The sequence below is a fragment of the Mucilaginibacter koreensis genome, from assembly GCF_054783355.1.
The window spans coordinates 846,869-866,422 of sequence record NZ_BAAGQS010000001.1 but is presented as its reverse complement, the minus strand read 5'-3'; the positions used below and the strand labels follow the sequence as shown (position 1 = coordinate 866,422).

Below are 19,554 nucleotides of genomic sequence, written 5' to 3'. Positions count from 1 at the left end.
GCACTATGTCTCAACGCAAGTATAGAGATTGCTTCGTTCTTCGTAATGACGCGATAAGGAGCACGTAGTATTCACTGAGCTGCTTTTCTTTTTTGACTTTTTAATTTTGACTTTTAACTTTATCACATGCATATTGCTATTGTAGGAAATATAGGAGCCGGTAAAACCACCTTAACCGAGCTGCTGGCCAAAAATTACGGCTGGGAGCCGATGTATGAGGCGGTAGATAACAATCCCTACCTCGACGACTTTTATAAAGATATGAAGCGCTGGAGCTTCAACCTGCAAATTTATTTCCTCAATAGCCGCTTCCGTCAGATATCGGAAATCCAAAAAAGCAGCCGCAATGTGATTCAGGACCGCACCATTTATGAGGATGCTTACATATTTGCCGAAAACCTGTATGATATGGAGCTGATGGAGGACCGCGATTTTGAAAACTACCGAAATATTTTCGACAACATCACCTCCTTTATTAAGCCACCCGATTTACTGGTTTACCTGAAAGCTTCTATTCCAACACTGGTCAACAATATTCACAAACGTGGCCGCGAATACGAGATCGGCATCCGGCTGGATTATTTATCCAAGCTAAATGATAAATATAACAAGTGGATTGAGGGTTATAATTTAGGCAAACTGCTGATTTTAGATAAAGATAAACTTGATTTCACCGGTAACACTGAAGACTTGGCTACCATTGTGCAGCTGATAGAACGAGAGTTGCACGGTTTGTTTTAATAACAGTGGCCGGTAGCTGATACCTGTTGCCGGAAATTATATTTTTTAAATCTAAATCATCATCTAATTCAATCTTGGCCACTCGCACCAATAACTGGCTACAAACAACACCCATGAAAATCCTTGGTATCATCCCTGCCCGCTATGCCTCTACCCGTTTTCCCGGCAAGCCATTGGTAGATATTGCCGGTAAAAGCATGATACAGCGGGTATACGAGCAGGCTAAAAAGTGCCATAGCTTGAGCGAAGTAATTGTAGCCACAGATGACTACCGCATATTCAATCATGTAACTCAATTTGACGGCAAAGCCGTAATGACCGACAGCAGCCACCAAAGCGGCAGCGACCGTTGCGCCGAAATTGCCGCTGCCCACCCGGAGTATGATGTGATCATCAATATTCAGGGCGATGAGCCTTACATCGACCCGGAGCAAATTACCAAAGTTGCGGCCTGCTTTACTACCGGCGAGGTGCAGTTGGTTACACTGATTAAGAAGATAACATCGGCAGAGGAGCTGTTAAATGCCAATTCGCCCAAAGTACTTATCAATAAACAGCAAGAAGCCATTTACTTTTCGCGCTCTCCCTTGCCGCATGTTCGCGGCGCAGAGCAGAAAAATTGGCTGGAGCACTTCACCTATTTCAAACACATCGGCATCTACGGTTACCGGGCCGATATTTTGCAGCAAATTACCCGTTTGCCTGTATCAGGCCTTGAAAAAGCCGAAAGCCTGGAACAGCTGCGCTGGATTGAAAATGGCTACCGCATTAAGGTGGCTGAAACCGAGCTGGAAACGATTGCTATTGATACGCCCGAAGACTTACATAAAATACAATAACAACCTAACAAATTTCATGAACCTTTTTAAACAATTACTCCTCGCTGGTGCCTTGATAGGCACAGCAAGCCAACTCCAGGCGCAACAAAAGGATTTTGTAATACTTACAGGAACCGATACCCTGCATTGTGAAATAAACACACCATTTATGGGTAGTAAAAATTATAAAATTAATCCATCAGGCGAAAAAGTAAAGATAACACCAGAATCGGTCAAAGAATATTTTGTAGCGCGCAAAAACGTGCATGAACGGGCAGTATTTAAAAACGGCAAAAGCGAACCTATGTTTATGTCGGTTGTTGAGCGTGGCAAAATATCATTGTATGAAGTTATTTATCGCAATTACGGGGCTAATGGTATATCAAGTACTACAACCGAGTGGTATATGAGTAAAAACTCCGATACTGTAACTGCTCTTAAAACCTCCGGTTTGTTTTTTCTCAGCAAGTCGAAACAGCAAAGGATGGACAATTTCAAGGATATGATTGCTGACAACAAAGAAGTGCTTGACAAATATCTGGCTGATGACAAATTTAACTTTAAGCAATTAGCCGGTTTGGTACATCTGTACAATACAGGTAAGCCCTTGTCCAACGAGCCGGAGAAAAAAGAAGATCCGTTGAAAAAAGACGACGCTTATTAGTAAAAAACCTTTTTTAGGTGCAATAGTTTCATACCAAACATTGCACCTAAAATGACCATTAAGTACTCAGCATATATATTATCACTTATGGTAGCTGTCTGCTGCCTATCCTGCAGTCGCACTGCACCCTTAGCCATTTTCAAAAAGCTATCACCGCATGATGCTTACGGGCAACGCCTGAAAGATGCCGGGCTCGACCACACCGCCATGGGTGGTGCCTGGCTGCAAACAGCTAACCAAGCGCCTACAAAAGCTTTAAGCATTACCGTCCCTTATAAAGAAACCGGCTACTTCGCTGCTGATAAAATACAAACCTCTGTACTACGTTTTGATGCTAAGCGTGGCCAGAAACTGCATATTACGCTTAGTAAGCGGCCAGAGTTTAACTTCAATATTTACATTGATCTATTTCATGAGCAGGCAGGCGGTACACTAAAGCTGGCTACCTCGGCCGATACCGCCGGTTTACGTTTGGATTATGAGGTGTCAAAAACCGGCAGCTACCTGCTGCGCCTGCAACCCGAATTACTGCGTGGCGGCGAATATACGCTTACCATTACCGCAGGGCCATCACTCAGCTTTCCGGTAGCGGCATCAGGCCGACCGCATATTGGTAGCTTTTGGGGCGATAACCGCGATGAAGGCGGCCGGCGGCATGAGGGCATAGATATTTTTGCCACTAAACATACACCTGCCGTTGCAGCTGCCGATGGTATAGTTACCCGGGTAACCACCAACACACTTGGCGGCAAGGTAGTATTTATGCGCCCTGATGGTCGGGATTACAATACTTACTACGCTCACCTGGACAGCCAGCTGGTGCGAGACGGGCAAACCGTTCGGGCAGGTGATACGCTAGGCTTGGTAGGAAATACCGGTAATGCACATACTACGCCTTCCCACTTGCATTTTGGTATATATACTTCAGATGGCGCCGTAGACCCGCTGCCATTTGTGAACCGCGAAATCAAAGCACCGGCACCGGTTACTGCTCCGGAGAAACTGTTAAATTCAACCGCACGAACAACCGACAAAAGCACCCGCCTGCTTAATACCCCGGCGGATAACGCCAGCACTGTAGCCACGCTGCCACAGTATACGGCGTTACAGGTAGAATCGGCTACGCAGAACTGGTACAAGGTGACATTGCCCGACGGCAAATGGGGTTACTTACGAAGCAAAACTATTGCGGCTGCTTACCCGTTACGCAAGCAAGCGTTGAAGTCTGATGCGCCATTGTATGATGCGCCAGCCACTACCGCTGCCCGTAAGCTAATTTTATCGTCTGGTAGTCAAGTAAGTGTTCTGGCAGGGTTTAATAGTTTTTATTTAGTGAGTGATGCGAAAGATAACACCGGCTGGATAGAGGTAAAATGATTTTGGCGCAGACAGATGCATTCATTTTTGTCATTTTCTAAATTTATGAAAGTGCAAGCCGAAATTTTCCTATTTTTGTATCCCGTACACACACCATCAGCACCGGTATAAAACCGCTGCCCCGAGGGTGAAAAAATCACATGACTAAATATATTTTTGTTACGGGCGGCGTTTCCTCGTCGTTAGGGAAGGGTATTATTTCCGCTTCATTAGCCAAACTGCTCCAGGCGCGAGGTTACCGCGTTACCATCCAAAAGTTCGACCCTTATATCAATATCGATCCCGGAACGCTTAACCCATACGAGCATGGCGAATGTTATGTAACTGAAGATGGTGCCGAAACAGATTTGGACCTTGGCCACTATGAGCGTTTCCTAAATACCCCCACCTCGCAGGCTAACAACATTACCACCGGCCGTATCTACCAAAATGTGATTAACCGCGAACGCGAAGGTGCATTTTTAGGCAAAACTGTACAGGTGGTACCTCACATTACCGATGAAATAAAACGTAATTTTAAAATATTGGGTGAAAACGGTCAGTTTGATATCGTAATTACAGAAATTGGTGGCACTGTTGGTGATATTGAATCTTTACCTTTTATTGAGGCAGTTCGCCAATTCAGGTGGGAAGCCGGTTCAAATAATTCATTAGTAATTCACCTAACCTTAGTACCATTTTTGGCTGCAGCAGGTGAGTTAAAAACCAAACCTACCCAACACTCAGTAAAGATGCTGTTGGAGTATGGCATCCAACCGGACATACTGGTATGCCGCACCGAGCACCACTTAAACCAGGATATCCGTAAAAAAGTAGCTCAATTCTGTAACGTAAATGTAAATGCAGTTATCGAATCAATTGATGCATCTACTATTTACGATGTGCCGCTGCTGATGTTGAAGGAACAATTGGACAAAACCGTACTGGCTAAACTTAAACTTTCTACCAAGCAAGAGCCTGAATTGGAAAGCTGGAAAGACTTTTTAGGCCGATTAAAAAACCCAACTGCCGAAGTTCGCATTGGCTTGGTGGGTAAGTATGTAGAATTGCCTGATGCGTATAAATCCATCACCGAGGCTTTCATTCACGCCGGCGCTAAAAACGAGTGTAAAGTGCGGGTAGAATATATCCATTCGGAGCAGTTAACTCCCGGGAATGCCGTAGAGCGGTTAAAAGGCTTACATGGTGTACTTGTGGCTCCGGGTTTCGGCCAACGGGGTTTTGAGGGTAAAATTGAGGCTATCCGCTATGTACGCGAAAACAATATTCCATTTTTTGGTATCTGCCTGGGCATGCAGTGTGCGGTAATTGAGTTTGGCCGCCACGTATTGGGTTTGGAAGGCGCCAGCAGTACAGAAATGGATCAGGAAACTCCGCATCCGGTTATCGGAATGATGGAAGACCAGAAAAATATCACCGCTAAAGGAGGCACCATGCGCCTGGGCGCTTACGCCTGCGATTTAAAGCGCAACAGCAAGGCCGCCGCCATTTATGGCAGTCCGCACATCTCTGAGCGCCACCGCCACCGCTACGAATTCAATAACGAATACTTACATCAATATGAACAGGCTGGTATGATTCCTTCGGGTATTAACCCGCAAACCCGTTTGGTTGAGATTGTTGAGCTGAAAAATCACCCGTTTTTTGTAGGTGCACAGTTCCACCCCGAATTAAAATCAACAGTAGCAAAACCTCACCCACTTTTTGTTAACTTTGTCGCCGCTTCGTTGGCCTATGCCCGTAAGCAATAAGAGATTTGATACTTAATTAGATGGACAAAAATTCATTCACGGGACTCTTCCTGATTTTGCTGATCCTGGCAGGTTCATTTTACCTGATGAAACCTTCGGAAGCAGAGCTAAAGAAAAAACAACAGCAAGAGCACCTCGATTCATTAAAAAAAGCCGGCCTGTTAAAACCTGCTGCTGCCGTTAAAAAAACAGACACCGTTGCCAAAAGCACCGTGGTAGATTCTGCTGTATTGAAAGCACCATTCGGCGCTGCTACTTACGGGTCTGCCCAATACACTACACTTGACAATAAAGATGTACATATTGTTTTAAGCAATAAAGGTGGCCGTGTATATTCGGTTGAACTCAAAAACTTTAAAACTTATGACAAGAAACCGCTGGTGCTCTTCAGCGGCGACAATAATCAGTTTGGTTTACATTTTACAGCTGGTGGCAAGCAAATCAATACCGATCAGTTGTACTTCCAGAATGTAACTGTAGCCAATACTGCCGCAGATACTGCTACTTCGGTAACCATGCGTTTAAGCTATAGCCCTACCCAGTATGTAGATTATATTTATAAACTGAACAAAACCGGTTATAAATTAGGTTTTACCGTTCAACTCACTGGTTTGGAAAGCGTGGTGGGTAACGGAGCGCTCAATATCAATTGGGCTACCAGCCTGCATAAACAGGAGAAAGACATCACCCAGGAACGCCAGTTCTCTACCGTTTACTTCAAAAACATGAACAACGATGTAGATTATCTGGCTGAAACCAAAGACGATAAAAAGCAGGTTGCTGATCAAAAGATACAGTGGGTGTCTTTCAAACAGCATTTCTTCTCCAACGTATTGATTGCCCCTAAAGGTTTTGATAAGGTAAATGTGGCTACCACTACCAACGTCGATTCTAAAGACGTAAAGGATATGAGCGCCAGCCTGTCATTGATTGCCAACAATAGCGGCACTTACCCGATGGAGTTTTATTTCGGACCTAACCGTTTTAAAACCCTGCAAGCACAAGGTTACGATCTGGAAAAACAAATCAACCTGGGTTGGGGCCCGTTAAAACTGATCAACCGTTTTGCGGTATTACCGGTGTTTAATTTCTTGCAGCACTTTGGCTGGAATATGGGCTTAATCATTTTGGTGTTAACCATTTTGTTAAAACTGGTATTATCACCACTTACTTATAAGTCTTACTTATCAATGGCAAAAATGCGTGTGCTGAAGCCGGAGATGGATGAGATTAAAGCTAAAGTTGGTGAAGACAACCCTACCCTGTTGCAACAGGAATACATGAAGCTGTACCGTACGGCAGGTGTAAACCCCTTAGGCGGTTGTATACCACTGTTGTTACAAATGCCTATCGTAATTGCCTTCCTCCGCTTCTTCCCCAGCTTGTTTGAGCTTCGCGGCGAAAGCTTTTTGTGGATGAAAGATTTATCCACCTATGACAACGTCATTAACTTTGGCTTTCATGTACCTCTGATTGGCGATCACTTGAGTCTGATGTGTTTGTTGATGACCGCTTCTACGATCATCTACACTTACTTCAACAACCAAATTTCGGGCGCTACCGGGCAGATGAAATATATCGGTTATATCACGCCATTCATGTTCCTGAGTTACCTGAACAGCTACCCGGCCGGTTTGAACTACTATTACTTTTTGGCTAACATGCTCACCTTTGCTCAGCAGTTTTTAATTAAGCAATTGGTAGACGATAAAAAGATACATGCCCAAATTCAGGAAAACAAAAAGAAACCTGAAGAAAAAAAGAAAAAAGGCGGTTTTCAAGCCCGTTTAGAAGAAATGATGCGCCAGCAACAAATACAGCAGGCAAAGAAAAAATAACAGAGTTTACATTGAAATTAAAAGGGGTATCATTGATTTGATATCCCTTTTTTGTTAATGCTATCCGCTTTGCTTGATCGAAAAGTAACAAAAAATCAAGTACAGCCCCGTAAGGCTTTTTTGCCGCACGAAGCCTGCCCTGCAAAGGCGGTCAGCACCACAGGCATTTTAGTGTTTGCGTATGAACAGGCTATGCTTTGCCCGTTGCCAGTGCAAACACTAAAAGGCCTTTACCTTGCGCTCAGGGCCACCCCGTGCTGCCCGCCTTTCGCCCAAAGCTGAGGGGCTGATGGGAGGAGGAAGAGAATTAAGAGCAAAGAGCCAAGAATCAAGAAACAACTGGTACCAAACATACTACCACCACGTCATTGCGAGGAAGGAAGCAATCTCTATGCATCCTGTCTTAGTCAGGTGGTGAAAGATTTCTTCGTTCCTCGCAATGACGCGGTGGTGTCAAGCATTTTGTTCATTCTTAAACTTATAAATTCTGATTAAGTCAGCTCCCTTCACAGCACACCCATAGCCTTCCACCTGTGGCCTTGGCTTTTTCGGTCGCCACTACAGGCCACCTATCCACTGCACCCCTCAAAGAAAAAGTCGCAGCCACGAGTTTTCTTTTTGGTTCTTTTTCTTTAGCGGAAAAAGAAAAAGAACATCCACTAACACTTCATAACTGGCAACCCAACCTAATGAAACACTGAAACCTAAAACCAATATTTATTTTAAAGTAAAAATTTATCGCTAACCATTTTAGCATTAAGTTTTTTAGTAGCTTTGAGATGGATGTACGCCATAGTAGATATTGAAACCACCGGGGGCCATGCCAGTGCCAACGGTATTACGGAAATAGCCATTTGTATTCATGATGGGAAAAAAGTAGTGAACCGGTACCAGTCATTGGTAAACCCGGGGCGCGAAATACCAGTTTATATACAGGCCTTAACAGGCATAAATGAGGACATGGTAGCTTCGGCACCCAGCTTTAAAGATATTGCGGCCGATGTATACCACCTGTTGCACAACCAGATTTTTGTAGCGCACAACGTAAATTTCGATTACTCTTTTGTGCGTTATCATCTGGCAGCCGCCGGTTACGATTTAAACTGTAACAAGCTATGTACAGTTCGCTTGGGGCGAAAAATATTGCCGGGTATGCCTTCTTATAGTTTAGGGAAACTATGCCATCAGTTAGGCATCAGCAACAGTGGCCGTCACCGGGCTGGTGGTGATGCAGATGCCACGGCAGAATTGTTTACCATGTTGTTGGAAAATGACAAGGATAATCATATCTCCGCAGCATTAAAAACACGGTCAAAGGAACAGGTACTCCCCCCTAACCTGCACCGCAATTTCATGGATCAGTTACCCTCTACACCAGGCGTATATTATTTTCACAACCAGCATGGTAAGGTGGTGTATGTGGGCAAAGCAGTTAATATTAAAAAACGGGTAAGCAGTCATTTCAGTGGCAATAACTCGGGTGCGCAGCGGCAAGATTTTATGCGCCATATTCACCAAATTAGTTTTCAGGAATGCGGTACAGAACTAATGGCGCTGGTACTTGAAGCCGTTGAGATCAAACGCCTGTGGCCACAATTCAATCGCTCGCAAAAAAAACTGGAGTTTCCGTTTGGGCTTTACACTTATGAAGACCAGAGCGGCTATACTCGCCTGGTGGTTGACCGCCGGCGGAAGTATTCATCTCCCATCCATACCTGCAGCACACTGTTAGAAGGGCGCAATATGGTATTAAAATTAATTGATGAATTTGAGCTATGCCCTAAGCTATGTTTCATTCAGAAAAATAACGATACCTGCACTGGCAGTCGCCCAACGGCATGCGCATGCGGTGGGCACGAAAATACAGAAGCTTATAATGAACGATTACATGCAGCTCTAAATTCGTTAAAAGAAACGCTACCCACCTTTGCGCTGCGCGATGAAGGCCGTACGGCCGATGAGCACAGTTGTATGCTGATTGAAAACGGCCAGTTTTACGGCATGGGTTATATTTCCCAATACTTCCAGGCTGATAACCTGGAGCAAATTAAAACGTATTTAACCCACTACAGCAGTAACGACTATATACGCAATATGATACTGAGCCACGCAGAAGACAACCCTTGGAAAGTTATGAAGTTTGGTAGCGATGCCGCAAAATTGAATGAAATGACCAGAGTAGCATAAGGACTGAAAAGCCTGACGATAAAGTATTAATTTTTTATTTAAAAGCCGTTTTTATCATTAATCGCCGTTACAAAATTCAAAACACTTCGGTTTATTTAAACAGGTAACCATTTTTATTCTGCTCCGTATACTACGTCAATCGAAATTATTTTTTGACGATTGTAATGAGTAGCGGAATTCGTTGGGTATATAGCTTATTTGTTTTTGTTGTAGTCTTACTAACTACTTTCTCGGCAGGTGCAACTACTTATGACTGGCGCGGAAGTACGACTAGCAGCAACTGGACAACAGCTTCAAATTGGACAGCGAGCGATGGTTCATCAACATATCCAGGCCAGGTAAATGCTACCAGCAGTAACCCTGATATTGTAAGGATTGGTGTAAGCTCAACAGCTTACTCTTCTCAACCTAATATTGCTGCCGGTACAACTATCAATGTAGCATCGGTAACTTTTGGTTCTACAACCGGCGTATCTTCTATCACTGCTGTTTACGCCACCACATTGACTGTCAATGGCACTCTCAACGTATCGGGCGATATCACCGACAATGCTAATAAAACCAACAGAGAAGTAGATAATTATCTGGCGGGTAGTGGTATTATCAATTGTTCGAACATCAATGTTGGTAATACCACAAGTTTAGGCGGTAATAACAATTTTTTCTTTTCTTATGTATCAACTTTAAATATAAGCGGCAATGTCAATATATTGATTTCGCTATCAGTGCAAAACGGCAGTGGTTTCCGTTTGGAAAGCGGGAACATGTACCTTAATGGTAAAATCATAATTTCAAATTCTTTACTCAGCACATCAAGCAATGCTGCGTATTTTACTATAAATGGTCAGTACACTACCTCCTACAGCAGTGGAGTAACCTCCGGCACTAAAACAACGCCAAGTTTGTATTTGGCTTCTTCAGCGGCTTTAGCTGCTATACCTACCCCATACGCATCTATAAACTTTAACGGCTCTGGCACCAGTGGTGGTGATGTAACCGTTCGTTATACCGGCGTTTCACCAACCATTTATACCACATCAACACCAGGCTTTGGCTCCGGCGGCGGTAACATCAACACAAGCGTAGCTACCTATAACAATCTGGTGGTAGAAAGCAGCGGTACTGCAGTTGCAGGTACGGGTGCGGGTGTATTAAAAATAGATAAGGCCCTGACTACCAACAGTCCGCTCAATCTTGTCACTTATACAAATACCACCACCATTGGCACCAACTGGACCAACTCAAGCACAATAACCGGCGGTTCGGGCAGCACAGACATCAATGGCTCACTAACTAACTCAGGTACAATGACCATGGGAGCCGGAGCTATAACCATTGCCGGAAATTATACCAATTCGTCAATTTTCACCCAAGGTACCGGGTTAATCACATTTGATGGTACCACAGCCCAAACATTAACTGACAATAGCGCACAGGGTACCACATTCAGCAAGGTTACCTTTAGCGGAGCTGGGGCAAAAACAATGGCTGCAGGTGTTGGCAATTTCGCTGTATCTGGCACAGGTTTACTAACCATGGTTAGCCCGGCGGTATTAAATGCCGGTACTTCCACCGCAGCCTATCTGACATTATTGTCCACCGCAGCGTCAAGTGCAACCATAGCCAGGATGCCCAGCGGTGCATCAATTGTTGGCAATGTAAACGTGCAACGTTATATTATTGGAGGTAGTACTAAAGTAAACGGCGTATACACGGCCCGGGCTTATCGCTTGCTAACCAGCCCGGTAAATATATCATCAAGTATTAGTGGTGGCGGTAATATAAATCCGGGCTACTTAATCAGCAGTGGTATGCTGGTTAGTGGTCCGGGAGGAACCACTAACGGATTTACACAAGCGAATAATAACCCTACACTATACGTTTTTAATGAAAGTGGTACCAACAACAATACCACTTTTATTTCGGGCAAGCACCGGGGAATAACAAAAATTTACAGCACTGGTAATATTAACACATCTGATGGTGGCAATAACATACCCTTGCCAGTTGGCAACGGTTATATTGTATACTACATTGGCAACAATACCAATGCATCAGCCAAAGCTACAGCTGCCCCTACTGTTGGCCCCGAAGATATGGTAGTTACAGCTACCGGAACGCTTAACCAAAACAATGTTGCTGTAAACTTATGGTATACGCCGGCAGGTGCCACCACAACCACTACAAACAAGTTGTCTTATTCTTCTGCGCTGGGCATCAACGCAGGCTTGAATATGGTTGGCAATCCTTACGCCTCCACACTGGATTTAAATGCGGTCATTTCAGGCAATACCGGTATTACCAACTCTGTATATGAGTTGGATAATGCGAATCCCTCGCAGGGATATATTGTATACAGCACCACAGGTACTTCATCGCCAAGGGCGTCACGTTATGTAGTAAGCGGTCAGGGCTTTTTGGTAAGGGCGAACAGCGCCAACCAAACACTCACATTTACTGAAACCATGAAAGCTGAACAACTTGTGCCTTCTGTTATACTGATGGGTATTCCTAAACAAACAGATGCACTGGCTGGTTTTTACATGAAAATAGAGCAGGACAGCCTGTTGAGCACTTACTGTGGCATATACTTCAGCCCCGACTGGACTGACCAGTTTGGAAGCGAAGACGCGGTGGACATGAACAGCACTTCATCAGCTGTATTAATGTCGAGTTATACAGCTGATGGCCGTCGTGTAGCGCTAAATAAACTAAGCGACTATACCCAAGGCAAAACCATTAAATTAAATGTGAATGCTGCCAACAGTAACTTATATAAAATCAAAATTGAAAATATCAGGGGTATTGACACCCTTTACAATGTCTGGCTGCGTGATAAATACCTGAAAGATTCATTAAACATCCGCCGGTACGGTGTTTACAACTTTCGGATTAACAAAAGTGACACCGCCAGCTTTGGTGCCAACCGTTTCGAACTGGCAATCCGGCCCCGGCCACTTGCCCCTTACCAGTTGGTAAATTTTAAAGCCGAAAAGGTATCTGAAGGCATAAAAATTACCTGGAAAGCTTACAATGAAGGTACCTACACCGGATTTAATTTACAGCGGAAGGACGCAGGCAGCACTGGTTTTTATGATATCACGCAATTGCAAAGTAATGGCAACCATACTTACAGCTACATTGATCGCAATCCAGTCGCCGGGCTTAATGACTATCGTTTAGTACAGAATGATATAAACAACCATGTCAGCTATTCGATGGTGATATCAGTTGACAATACCTTATTGACAGATCAAAACTTAATGCGCATTTATCCGAACCCGGCAGTGCAAACCATTAACCTTACGGTTAAAAGCACAGAGGCGGGTAATTGTGCCGCCAATATTTACAATACCGCCGGGCAGCTCATGATGCGCCGCCAGGTAAACACCACGGTTTCAGCTTATGATGTATCGCCCCTGAAGCCGGGTACTTATATGATTCAGTTAACCCGGTCAAACGGTGAACTGATAGGGCAATCAAAATTTATTAAGAACTAAAGCAGCGAAGCTTACAAAGAGATTGAACAAGATGCCTTTCCTCATGCCGAGGCAAGGTTTAAAATGTGAGAGTGATGTGGAGTTTTATAAAAAGAAAAAAGCTATGGTTCATAGCTCTTTGCCTGTTTACATTTTTAAATAATCTGGCTGTTGCACAGGATGATCCTGATTTGCCTTGCGACAATGTGGATCCATACGCCGATTGCCCACTGGACACATGGAACTATGTATTAATAGCAACCGGCCTTGTTCTGGGCACCTGTGTATTGTACAAAAAGCAATGCCATCAGGCCGCCAAATAGCGTTTAATAATACGTAGTTTATGCGTATACCGTTTTAATTCTGCAGAGTAAATACCTTCACTATCAAAACGATCGATTTTTACTTGGCCCGAGGCATGAATGATCGTATCAGGATTCAACAATATACCTACGTGGGTAATGCGCCCCTCAACATTATCGAAAAAAGCAAGATCGCCGGTTTGAATTTCGGTAACAAAATCAACCACCTGCCCCTGGGTAGCCTGCTGGCTGGCATCACGCTTTAATTGTATACCATACATGCGGTACACCGCTTGCGTAAAACCCGAACAATCAATACCGAAATGTGTACGTCCTCCCCACTGGTATGGTGTATTCAAATAGGATGAAGCTGCTTCGGCTAAATCAGCAAAGTCATTACCAATCTCCCCTATAAGTTCATACCTCTCCTGGTTAATCGTACTTATGGTACCGTTCAAAAAGGCCAGACTACTGGTCGCCGGTAAATAGAGGACGCTATTATCGGGCGTTTTCCAAGCTTGCGTAACCGCACGATAAGTAATAACCGGAGATACCGATTGCAGTGTATGATAATCGATATGCCCTAACAGTTTCACCTGTAAACGCGCAATCCATCCTTCATATTGGTCTAAACTGGTGCGCACAAACACCCATTTCTCTTGCCATTGCAATACCTCGTAAGTTTCGCCAAATAATAATTGTGATACCTGTTCGCTGCGCTCATTACCTTCGGCGCGCATTGGTATCACAGATAATGTACAAATTCCGTATTCCATTCGGGTTGATAAAGGTGGTGCAACTTAAACAAAAAATAAGGCCAAAAAAAGAGGGAACGTATATTACACGTTCCCTCTTTCGGTAATATGTTTATCCAATATTATGCCTCAGCATGCAGCCACTCTTTCTTGGCCAGCAGTTCTTCTTCGCTTTCGCGGATGTCTTCATCATCCACACAGCAATCTACAGGGCAAACAGCAGCACATTGCGGCTCATCATGAAAACCTACACATTCGGTACACTTATCAGGTACTATATAATAGATATCATCAGATAATGCGGCCTGTGTTTCTTCAGCGTTCAGGGTGTTGCCATCACCAAAATCAATTACACCACGCAATTCGGTACCATCCGAAAAGCGCCATGCTGCACCTGCGTCATAAATGGCATTGTTTGGGCATTCAGGCTCACATGCCCCGCAGTTTATACATTCATCCGTGATTTTAATTGCCATAGTTCAATTCCTTATATTATCAGTAAATTTGCCTTCTGTTTTTGTAACCGCAAATATAACAAAAAATTGCAGCTACGGTTTAAGCTTACTTGTCATTCACATGCTAAATTCATACACTCAAAAAGTAATATCTGCGTTATCTGCCCTTGGCGAAAAACTGCGCCAACCCGATGCGGAGCTTCAGCAACTTATTGCTACCGAAGCCAACCACAATGCCTGGTTTACGCCCGAAAGTGTGGCACACGCCGTACAAGCCATAGCCCGCCAGCTAACGGCTCAACACTTAACGGCATGGTTAGACAGCTATACCCTACCTGCAGCCCATGCGCCAAAAACGGTTGGGCTCATACTGGCTGGAAATATTCCGCTGGTAGGTTTTCATGACGTGATATGCACGCTGATAGCCGGTCATTATGCGCAAATCAAAGCTTCAACTCAAGATGCGCGATTGATTTTATATGTACTTCGGCAACTGAATATCATTGATGCTGAATTGGGCAGCCACTATAGTGTAGTAAATAAACTGGAAGGGTTTGATGCGGTGATTGCTACCGGCAGTAATAATTCCTCTCGTTACTTTGATTATTATTTCGGTAAGGTGCCGCATATCATTCGTAAAAACCGCAACAGTGTTGCCTTACTTACCGGGCAGGAAACTAAAGAACAACTGGCCAGCTTAGGGCACGATATATTTGACTACTATGGCTTGGGCTGCCGTAATGTTTCCAAACTGATGGCACCAAAGGGATATATATTTGACGCTTTTTTTGAATCGATTGAATCATTCCATACCATTGCTAACCATCATAAATACCATAACAATTACGATTACAACAAAGCCATATTGCTGGTAAATCGCGAGCCGCATTTGGATAATGGCTTTTTGTTATTGAAAAAGGATGAACGTTTGACTTCTGCTTTGGCAGTAATGCATTACGAAGAATATGCCGATTTATCATCGGCGCAAGCTACATTGCAAGCGCAGGCCGACCAGATACAATGTGTGGTTACCCAGGCACCGGTTGCGTTACCCGGGCAAGTGGTTGACTTCGGTTGCAGCCAGCAGCCCGGGTTAAGTGATTATGCCGATGGTATAGATACCCTAGATTTTTTGCTGAAACTTTAAAATTTACAATAACTTTGAACAGGCATGTATATTATTAAAGTGAAAGGCGTAGCCAAAATACCCGATTATGTACAACTGCGCGACGAGCGCTTTACCCTGCTGGCTTACTTCAGGGTAGATCGCCCCGAAAAATCACTGGAAAAGATTGGTTTGGGCGATAAAGCCGAGCATATTATGAACCTGATTAAGGACCTGCCTTTCGGGCAAATTGTGAAACTTGATTTTTAATACTCCATGATAGGAAACTCTATTATAAAGCTACAGCATGTAGACGTATTTCAGCAAAAGCACCTGGTACTGTCTGACGTAAACTTGCACATTGACAAAGGTGATTTTGTGTGGCTGATTGGCCAAACCGGTTCGGGTAAAAGTAGTTTACTGAAAATTATTTATGGCGACCTGGCCATTCAAACGGGTGACGGACATGCCGGAGGTTATGATTTGAAAAAGATAGCCACAAAAGATATTCCTTTTCTGCGCCGTAAGCTGGGCATTGTATTTCAGGATTTTCAGTTGCTCACCGATCGTACCATTGAGCAAAACATGCACTTTGTAATGAGAGCCACCGGCTGGAAAGACAAAAAACTGATTGATGAGCGCACCCTTGATGTATTGGAGAAAGTTGGCCTGCGCTCCAAACTTAAAAAAATGCCGCATGAATTGTCAGGTGGTGAGCAGCAACGGGTGGTAATTGCACGCGCTTTGATCAACGACCCGGAAATCATTTTGGCAGATGAGCCTACCGGCAACCTCGATCCTGACACTTCTGAAGATATTATTATGCTGCTGAAACAAATCAGCCAGGGTGGCACTGCCGTATTGGTAGCCACGCATGATTACCATATCATCCGCACCTTCCCTTCCCGCATCATCAAATGCGAATCGGGCAAAGTACTGGAGGACGTGGAGATTTAGATTTTGGGATAAAAGACTTGGGAATAAAGGACAAAAGATGGGGGAAAACAACCTGTCTTTTGTCCTTTGTCCTTTTATTCTTCGTTGTGAAAAGCCTGTCATTCTGCCCCGACAAAACAACACTCATTTACTAAATAAACTGACACCCTGGCGTAAATATGCTTATGGCAGGGTACTTGATTTGCATTGTTGAACAATATCATTCGATATGTTCTGGAACAAAAAGAAAAAAGCGAATACCGATATGTCTGAAAATCTGAACGACCTGAATGCAGAAAACACTGCTGCAAGCGACGAGCAACACCCGCTTGCTGATGAATTAAATGTAGCTGCTGAGCAGGAAGCCACAGCACCGTCTGCCGAAAGTAAGTTAAAAGAAGATCTGGCTCAGGCCAATGATAAATATTTGCGTTTGTACGCCGAATTTGATAATTTTAGACGTCGTACCAATAAAGAGCGCGCCGAGGAGCGCCTCAGCGCGGGTAAAGATGTAATTGCTTCCTTACTGCCGGTACTTGATGATTTTGACCGCGCCGTTAAAGCTATGCAAACTTCTGAAGATGTGGCCGCAGTTAAAGAAGGCGTAGTATTGGTACAGAACAAACTGAAACACATCCTTACTCAAAAAGGATTGAAGGAAATGGAAGCTAAAGGCCAGGAGTTTGACCCTGATTTGCACGAAGCCATTACCAACATTCCTGCACCTACCGATGATTTGAAGGGAAAAGTAGTTGATGAACTGGAAAAAGGATATTACCTGAACGATAAGGTAGTTCGTTTTGCCAAAGTAGTTGTTGGAGCGTAACATTAGTGCATGGTGAGCAATAGATAGTGAGTAGTGAGTTTTGAAGGCGGTTCTAATTACCTTCTTAATTTTCAATATTCACAACTTAATGCTCACTATACCCATAAATAGAGATGGCAAAAAGAGATTATTATGATATACTTGGCGTAGCCAAGGGTGCTTCGGCGGATGAAATAAAGAAAGCCTACCGCAAGATGGCCATTAAATATCACCCGGATAAAAACCCGGGCGATAAACAGGCCGAAGATAACTTTAAAGAAGCAGCTGAAGCTTACGAAGTTTTAAGCAACCCGGAAAAGCGCCAGCGGTATGACCAGTTTGGCCATGCAGCCAACGCGCAGTCGGCCAATGGTGGCGGCTACGGCGGCGCGGGCATGAATATGGATGACATATTCAGCCAGTTTGGCGATATCTTTGGCGGCGGCAGTCCGTTTGAAGGTTTCTTTGGCGGTGGTCGTCAGGGTGGCAACGGTGGTCGCCGTGTAGCCCGTGGCAGCAATCTACGTATCAAGGTGCGTTTAACCTTGGAAGAGATAGCCAACGGTGCCGAGAAGAAAATAAAGGTAAACAAACAGGTTACCTGTAAAACCTGTGATGGCAGCGGGGCGAAGGACAAATCATCCTTCCAAACCTGTAGCACTTGTGGTGGCTCGGGTGCGGTGCGCCGTGTAACCAATACCATTTTGGGCCAGATGCAAACCACCAGCACCTGCCCTACTTGTAACGGCGAAGGCAGCGTAATTACTGCCAAATGTAATGTATGCCATGGCGATGGCGTGGTACGTGGCGAAGAAACCATTACCATCAATATTCCGGCCGGTGTGAGCGAAGGCATGCAACTGAGCATGAGCGGCAAAGGCAACGCAGCCCCACGCGGTGGTGTACCCGGCGATTTGATTATTTTAATTGAGGAAGTACCGCACGAAACCTTAAAGCGCGATGGCAACAATGTAATTTACGATTTGCACATCAGCTTTATTGATGCGGCCTTAGGGACAAGTATTGAAGTACCTACCATTGATGGCAAAGCAAAAATTAAAATAGATGCCGGCACGCAAGGCGGCAAAATATTGCGCCTCAAGGGTAAAGGTGTGCCCGAAGTAAACAGCTACCACCGTGGCGACCAGCTGGTGCACATCAACATATGGACACCAAAGGCCCTGAGCCGCGAAGAGCGCGATCTGTTGGAGAAATTGCAAAGTTCGCCCAACTTCAAACCCAATCCGGGCAAGAATGAGAAGAACTTCTTTGAGCGGATGAAAGAATATTTTGAGTAGGCATATAAGAGTTTTATAAAAAAGCCAGCTAATACATTAGCTGGCTTTTTTTATTTAAAATACATTCCGCAATGTTGTAACAAACGCCTATCTTCCGTATCTAAACCCTAATTACTCAAACAATTTAAACCCTATGCTTAGTATTCGCAATATTGTGAAGCAGTATGCCGGTCATCGCGCCCTGAGCGATGTAAGCCTCGAAGTAGGCAACGGCCAGGTGTACGGCTTGCTTGGCCCTAATGGTGCCGGCAAAACTTCCCTCATCCGCATTGTTAACCAAATTACTGCGCCAGATTCCGGAGAGATTTATTTCAATGGCGAAAAGCTCAACCAATCGCACATTGAGCGCATCGGTTACATGCCTGAAGAACGCGGCTTATATAAGAAAATGCCGATTGGCGAACAACTGATTTACCTAGCCCGGTTAAAAGGGTTAAGCTACGATGAAGCAAAACGCCGCATTAAATACTGGTTTGAAAAGTTAGGCATGGAAACCTGGTGGGACAAGAAGGTAGAGGAACTATCTAAAGGTATGAGTCAGAAAGCACAGTTTGTATCTACAGTACTGCACGAGCCGGATTTGATCATATTGGATGAGCCTTTTAGCGGTTTCGACCCTGTTAATGCGGATATTATCAAAGATGAAATACTGGAATTAAATCGTAAAGGTTCTACCATCATCTTTTCTACCCATCGTATGGAATCGGTTGAAGAACTATGCGATTCTATTGCACTTATCAATTTGTCGCACAAAATATTGGACGGGCGTGTAAAAGACATCCGTAATTCGTACCGGAACAATACCTACACCATCCGCTACACCGGCAGTAAATTGGATACAGATGCTTTGCAACCTTATACCCTGCTGGATGAAATTGCCGATGATGATGCCTACCAAATGCGTGTACAATTGAATACTGGTGTGGATGCCAACCAGGTACTGCAATACCTGCTGCCCAAAGTGCAGATTGAGATGCTGAAGGAAGTGATTCCAAGCGTACACGAAATTTTTGTACAGAAAGTAAACCAAAACCAATTATAAT

Annotated in this window: 17 protein-coding genes; 15 read left to right on the top strand and 2 right to left on the bottom strand. The window is 44.2% G+C overall.

Annotation, left to right across the window (positions count from 1 at the left end; translation table 11 throughout):
• Window positions 1-126 precede the first annotated feature (126 nt).
• From ACYVNW_RS03785 to ACYVNW_RS03745, 9 genes are all read left to right on the top strand, one after another.
• Window positions 127-741 (top strand): deoxynucleoside kinase, encoded by a 615-nt coding sequence (locus ACYVNW_RS03785; RefSeq protein WP_460678511.1) that lies wholly within the window; start codon window positions 127-129, stop codon window positions 739-741.
• A 113-nt stretch (window positions 742-854) separates the two neighbouring features.
• A complete protein-coding gene (gene kdsB / locus ACYVNW_RS03780; RefSeq protein WP_460678510.1) occupies window positions 855-1,580 on the top strand; it encodes a 3-deoxy-manno-octulosonate cytidylyltransferase in 726 nt (241 codons plus the stop codon).
• Between the two features lie 16 nt (window positions 1,581-1,596).
• Complete coding sequence (locus tag ACYVNW_RS03775) at window positions 1,597-2,223, top strand: hypothetical protein (protein WP_460678509.1); 627 nt, start codon at window positions 1,597-1,599, stop codon at window positions 2,221-2,223.
• A 51-nt stretch (window positions 2,224-2,274) separates the two neighbouring features.
• On the top strand, window positions 2,275-3,600 hold the full coding sequence (locus ACYVNW_RS03770) for a peptidoglycan DD-metalloendopeptidase family protein (RefSeq protein ID WP_460678508.1): 1,326 nt from the start codon (window positions 2,275-2,277) through the stop codon (window positions 3,598-3,600).
• 140 nt (window positions 3,601-3,740) lie between these two features.
• Complete coding sequence (locus ACYVNW_RS03765; protein ID WP_460678507.1) at window positions 3,741-5,351, top strand: CTP synthase; 1,611 nt, start codon at window positions 3,741-3,743, stop codon at window positions 5,349-5,351.
• A gap of 20 nt (window positions 5,352-5,371) precedes the next feature.
• Window positions 5,372-7,189 (top strand): membrane protein insertase YidC, encoded by a 1,818-nt coding sequence (gene yidC / locus ACYVNW_RS03760; RefSeq protein ID WP_460678506.1) that lies wholly within the window; start codon window positions 5,372-5,374, stop codon window positions 7,187-7,189.
• 783 nt (window positions 7,190-7,972) lie between these two features.
• The gene (locus tag ACYVNW_RS03755) at window positions 7,973-9,376 is read left to right on the top strand and encodes an exonuclease domain-containing protein (protein ID WP_460678505.1); all 1,404 of its coding nucleotides are present in this window, start codon (window positions 7,973-7,975) and stop codon (window positions 9,374-9,376) included.
• 164 nt (window positions 9,377-9,540) lie between these two features.
• Window positions 9,541-12,876 carry a T9SS type A sorting domain-containing protein gene (locus ACYVNW_RS03750; RefSeq protein ID WP_460678504.1) on the top strand — a complete coding sequence of 1,112 codons (3,336 nt, stop codon included), beginning with the start codon at window positions 9,541-9,543 and terminating at the stop codon, window positions 12,874-12,876.
• A 74-nt stretch (window positions 12,877-12,950) separates the two neighbouring features.
• Window positions 12,951-13,178 (top strand): hypothetical protein, encoded by a 228-nt coding sequence (locus ACYVNW_RS03745; protein WP_460678503.1) that lies wholly within the window; start codon window positions 12,951-12,953, stop codon window positions 13,176-13,178.
• On the opposite strand, the gene ACYVNW_RS03740 is transcribed toward ACYVNW_RS03745, so the two are convergent.
• Both ACYVNW_RS03740 and ACYVNW_RS03735 read right to left on the bottom strand, forming a co-directional pair.
• On the bottom strand, window positions 13,163-13,933 hold the full coding sequence (locus ACYVNW_RS03740) for a C40 family peptidase (protein WP_460678502.1): 771 nt from the start codon (window positions 13,931-13,933) through the stop codon (window positions 13,163-13,165). The two genes, ACYVNW_RS03745 and ACYVNW_RS03740, sit on opposite strands and share 16 nt — an antisense overlap.
• 101 nt (window positions 13,934-14,034) lie before the next feature.
• Window positions 14,035-14,388 carry a 4Fe-4S dicluster domain-containing protein gene (locus ACYVNW_RS03735; RefSeq protein WP_460678501.1) on the bottom strand — a complete coding sequence of 118 codons (354 nt, stop codon included), beginning with the start codon at window positions 14,386-14,388 and terminating at the stop codon, window positions 14,035-14,037.
• A gap of 100 nt (window positions 14,389-14,488) precedes the next feature.
• Here ACYVNW_RS03735 and ACYVNW_RS03730 point away from each other — a divergent pair, with 100 nt between their 5' ends.
• The 6 genes from ACYVNW_RS03730 to ACYVNW_RS03705 all read left to right on the top strand — a co-directional run bounded on the left by ACYVNW_RS03730 (window position 14,489) and on the right by ACYVNW_RS03705 (window position 19,553).
• Entirely contained in the window at window positions 14,489-15,514 is a 1,026-nt protein-coding gene (locus ACYVNW_RS03730) for an aldehyde dehydrogenase family protein (protein WP_460678500.1), read from the top strand.
• A 24-nt stretch (window positions 15,515-15,538) separates the two neighbouring features.
• The gene (locus ACYVNW_RS03725; RefSeq protein WP_460678499.1) at window positions 15,539-15,742 is read left to right on the top strand and encodes a fructose-6-phosphate aldolase; all 204 of its coding nucleotides are present in this window, start codon (window positions 15,539-15,541) and stop codon (window positions 15,740-15,742) included.
• Window positions 15,743-15,748: 6 nt separating this feature from the next.
• The gene (locus ACYVNW_RS03720; RefSeq protein WP_460678498.1) at window positions 15,749-16,429 is read left to right on the top strand and encodes a cell division ATP-binding protein FtsE; all 681 of its coding nucleotides are present in this window, start codon (window positions 15,749-15,751) and stop codon (window positions 16,427-16,429) included.
• A gap of 208 nt (window positions 16,430-16,637) precedes the next feature.
• On the top strand, window positions 16,638-17,234 hold the full coding sequence (locus ACYVNW_RS03715) for a nucleotide exchange factor GrpE (RefSeq protein ID WP_460678497.1): 597 nt from the start codon (window positions 16,638-16,640) through the stop codon (window positions 17,232-17,234).
• Window positions 17,235-17,347: 113 nt separating this feature from the next.
• Window positions 17,348-18,511 carry a molecular chaperone DnaJ gene (dnaJ, locus tag ACYVNW_RS03710; RefSeq protein ID WP_460678496.1) on the top strand — a complete coding sequence of 388 codons (1,164 nt, stop codon included), beginning with the start codon at window positions 17,348-17,350 and terminating at the stop codon, window positions 18,509-18,511.
• Between the two features lie 133 nt (window positions 18,512-18,644).
• Window positions 18,645-19,553: an ABC transporter ATP-binding protein gene (locus ACYVNW_RS03705; protein ID WP_460678495.1), complete on the top strand. Its 909-nt coding sequence runs from the start codon at window positions 18,645-18,647 to the stop codon at window positions 19,551-19,553.
• The last annotated feature ends 1 nt before the right edge of the window (window position 19,554 follow it).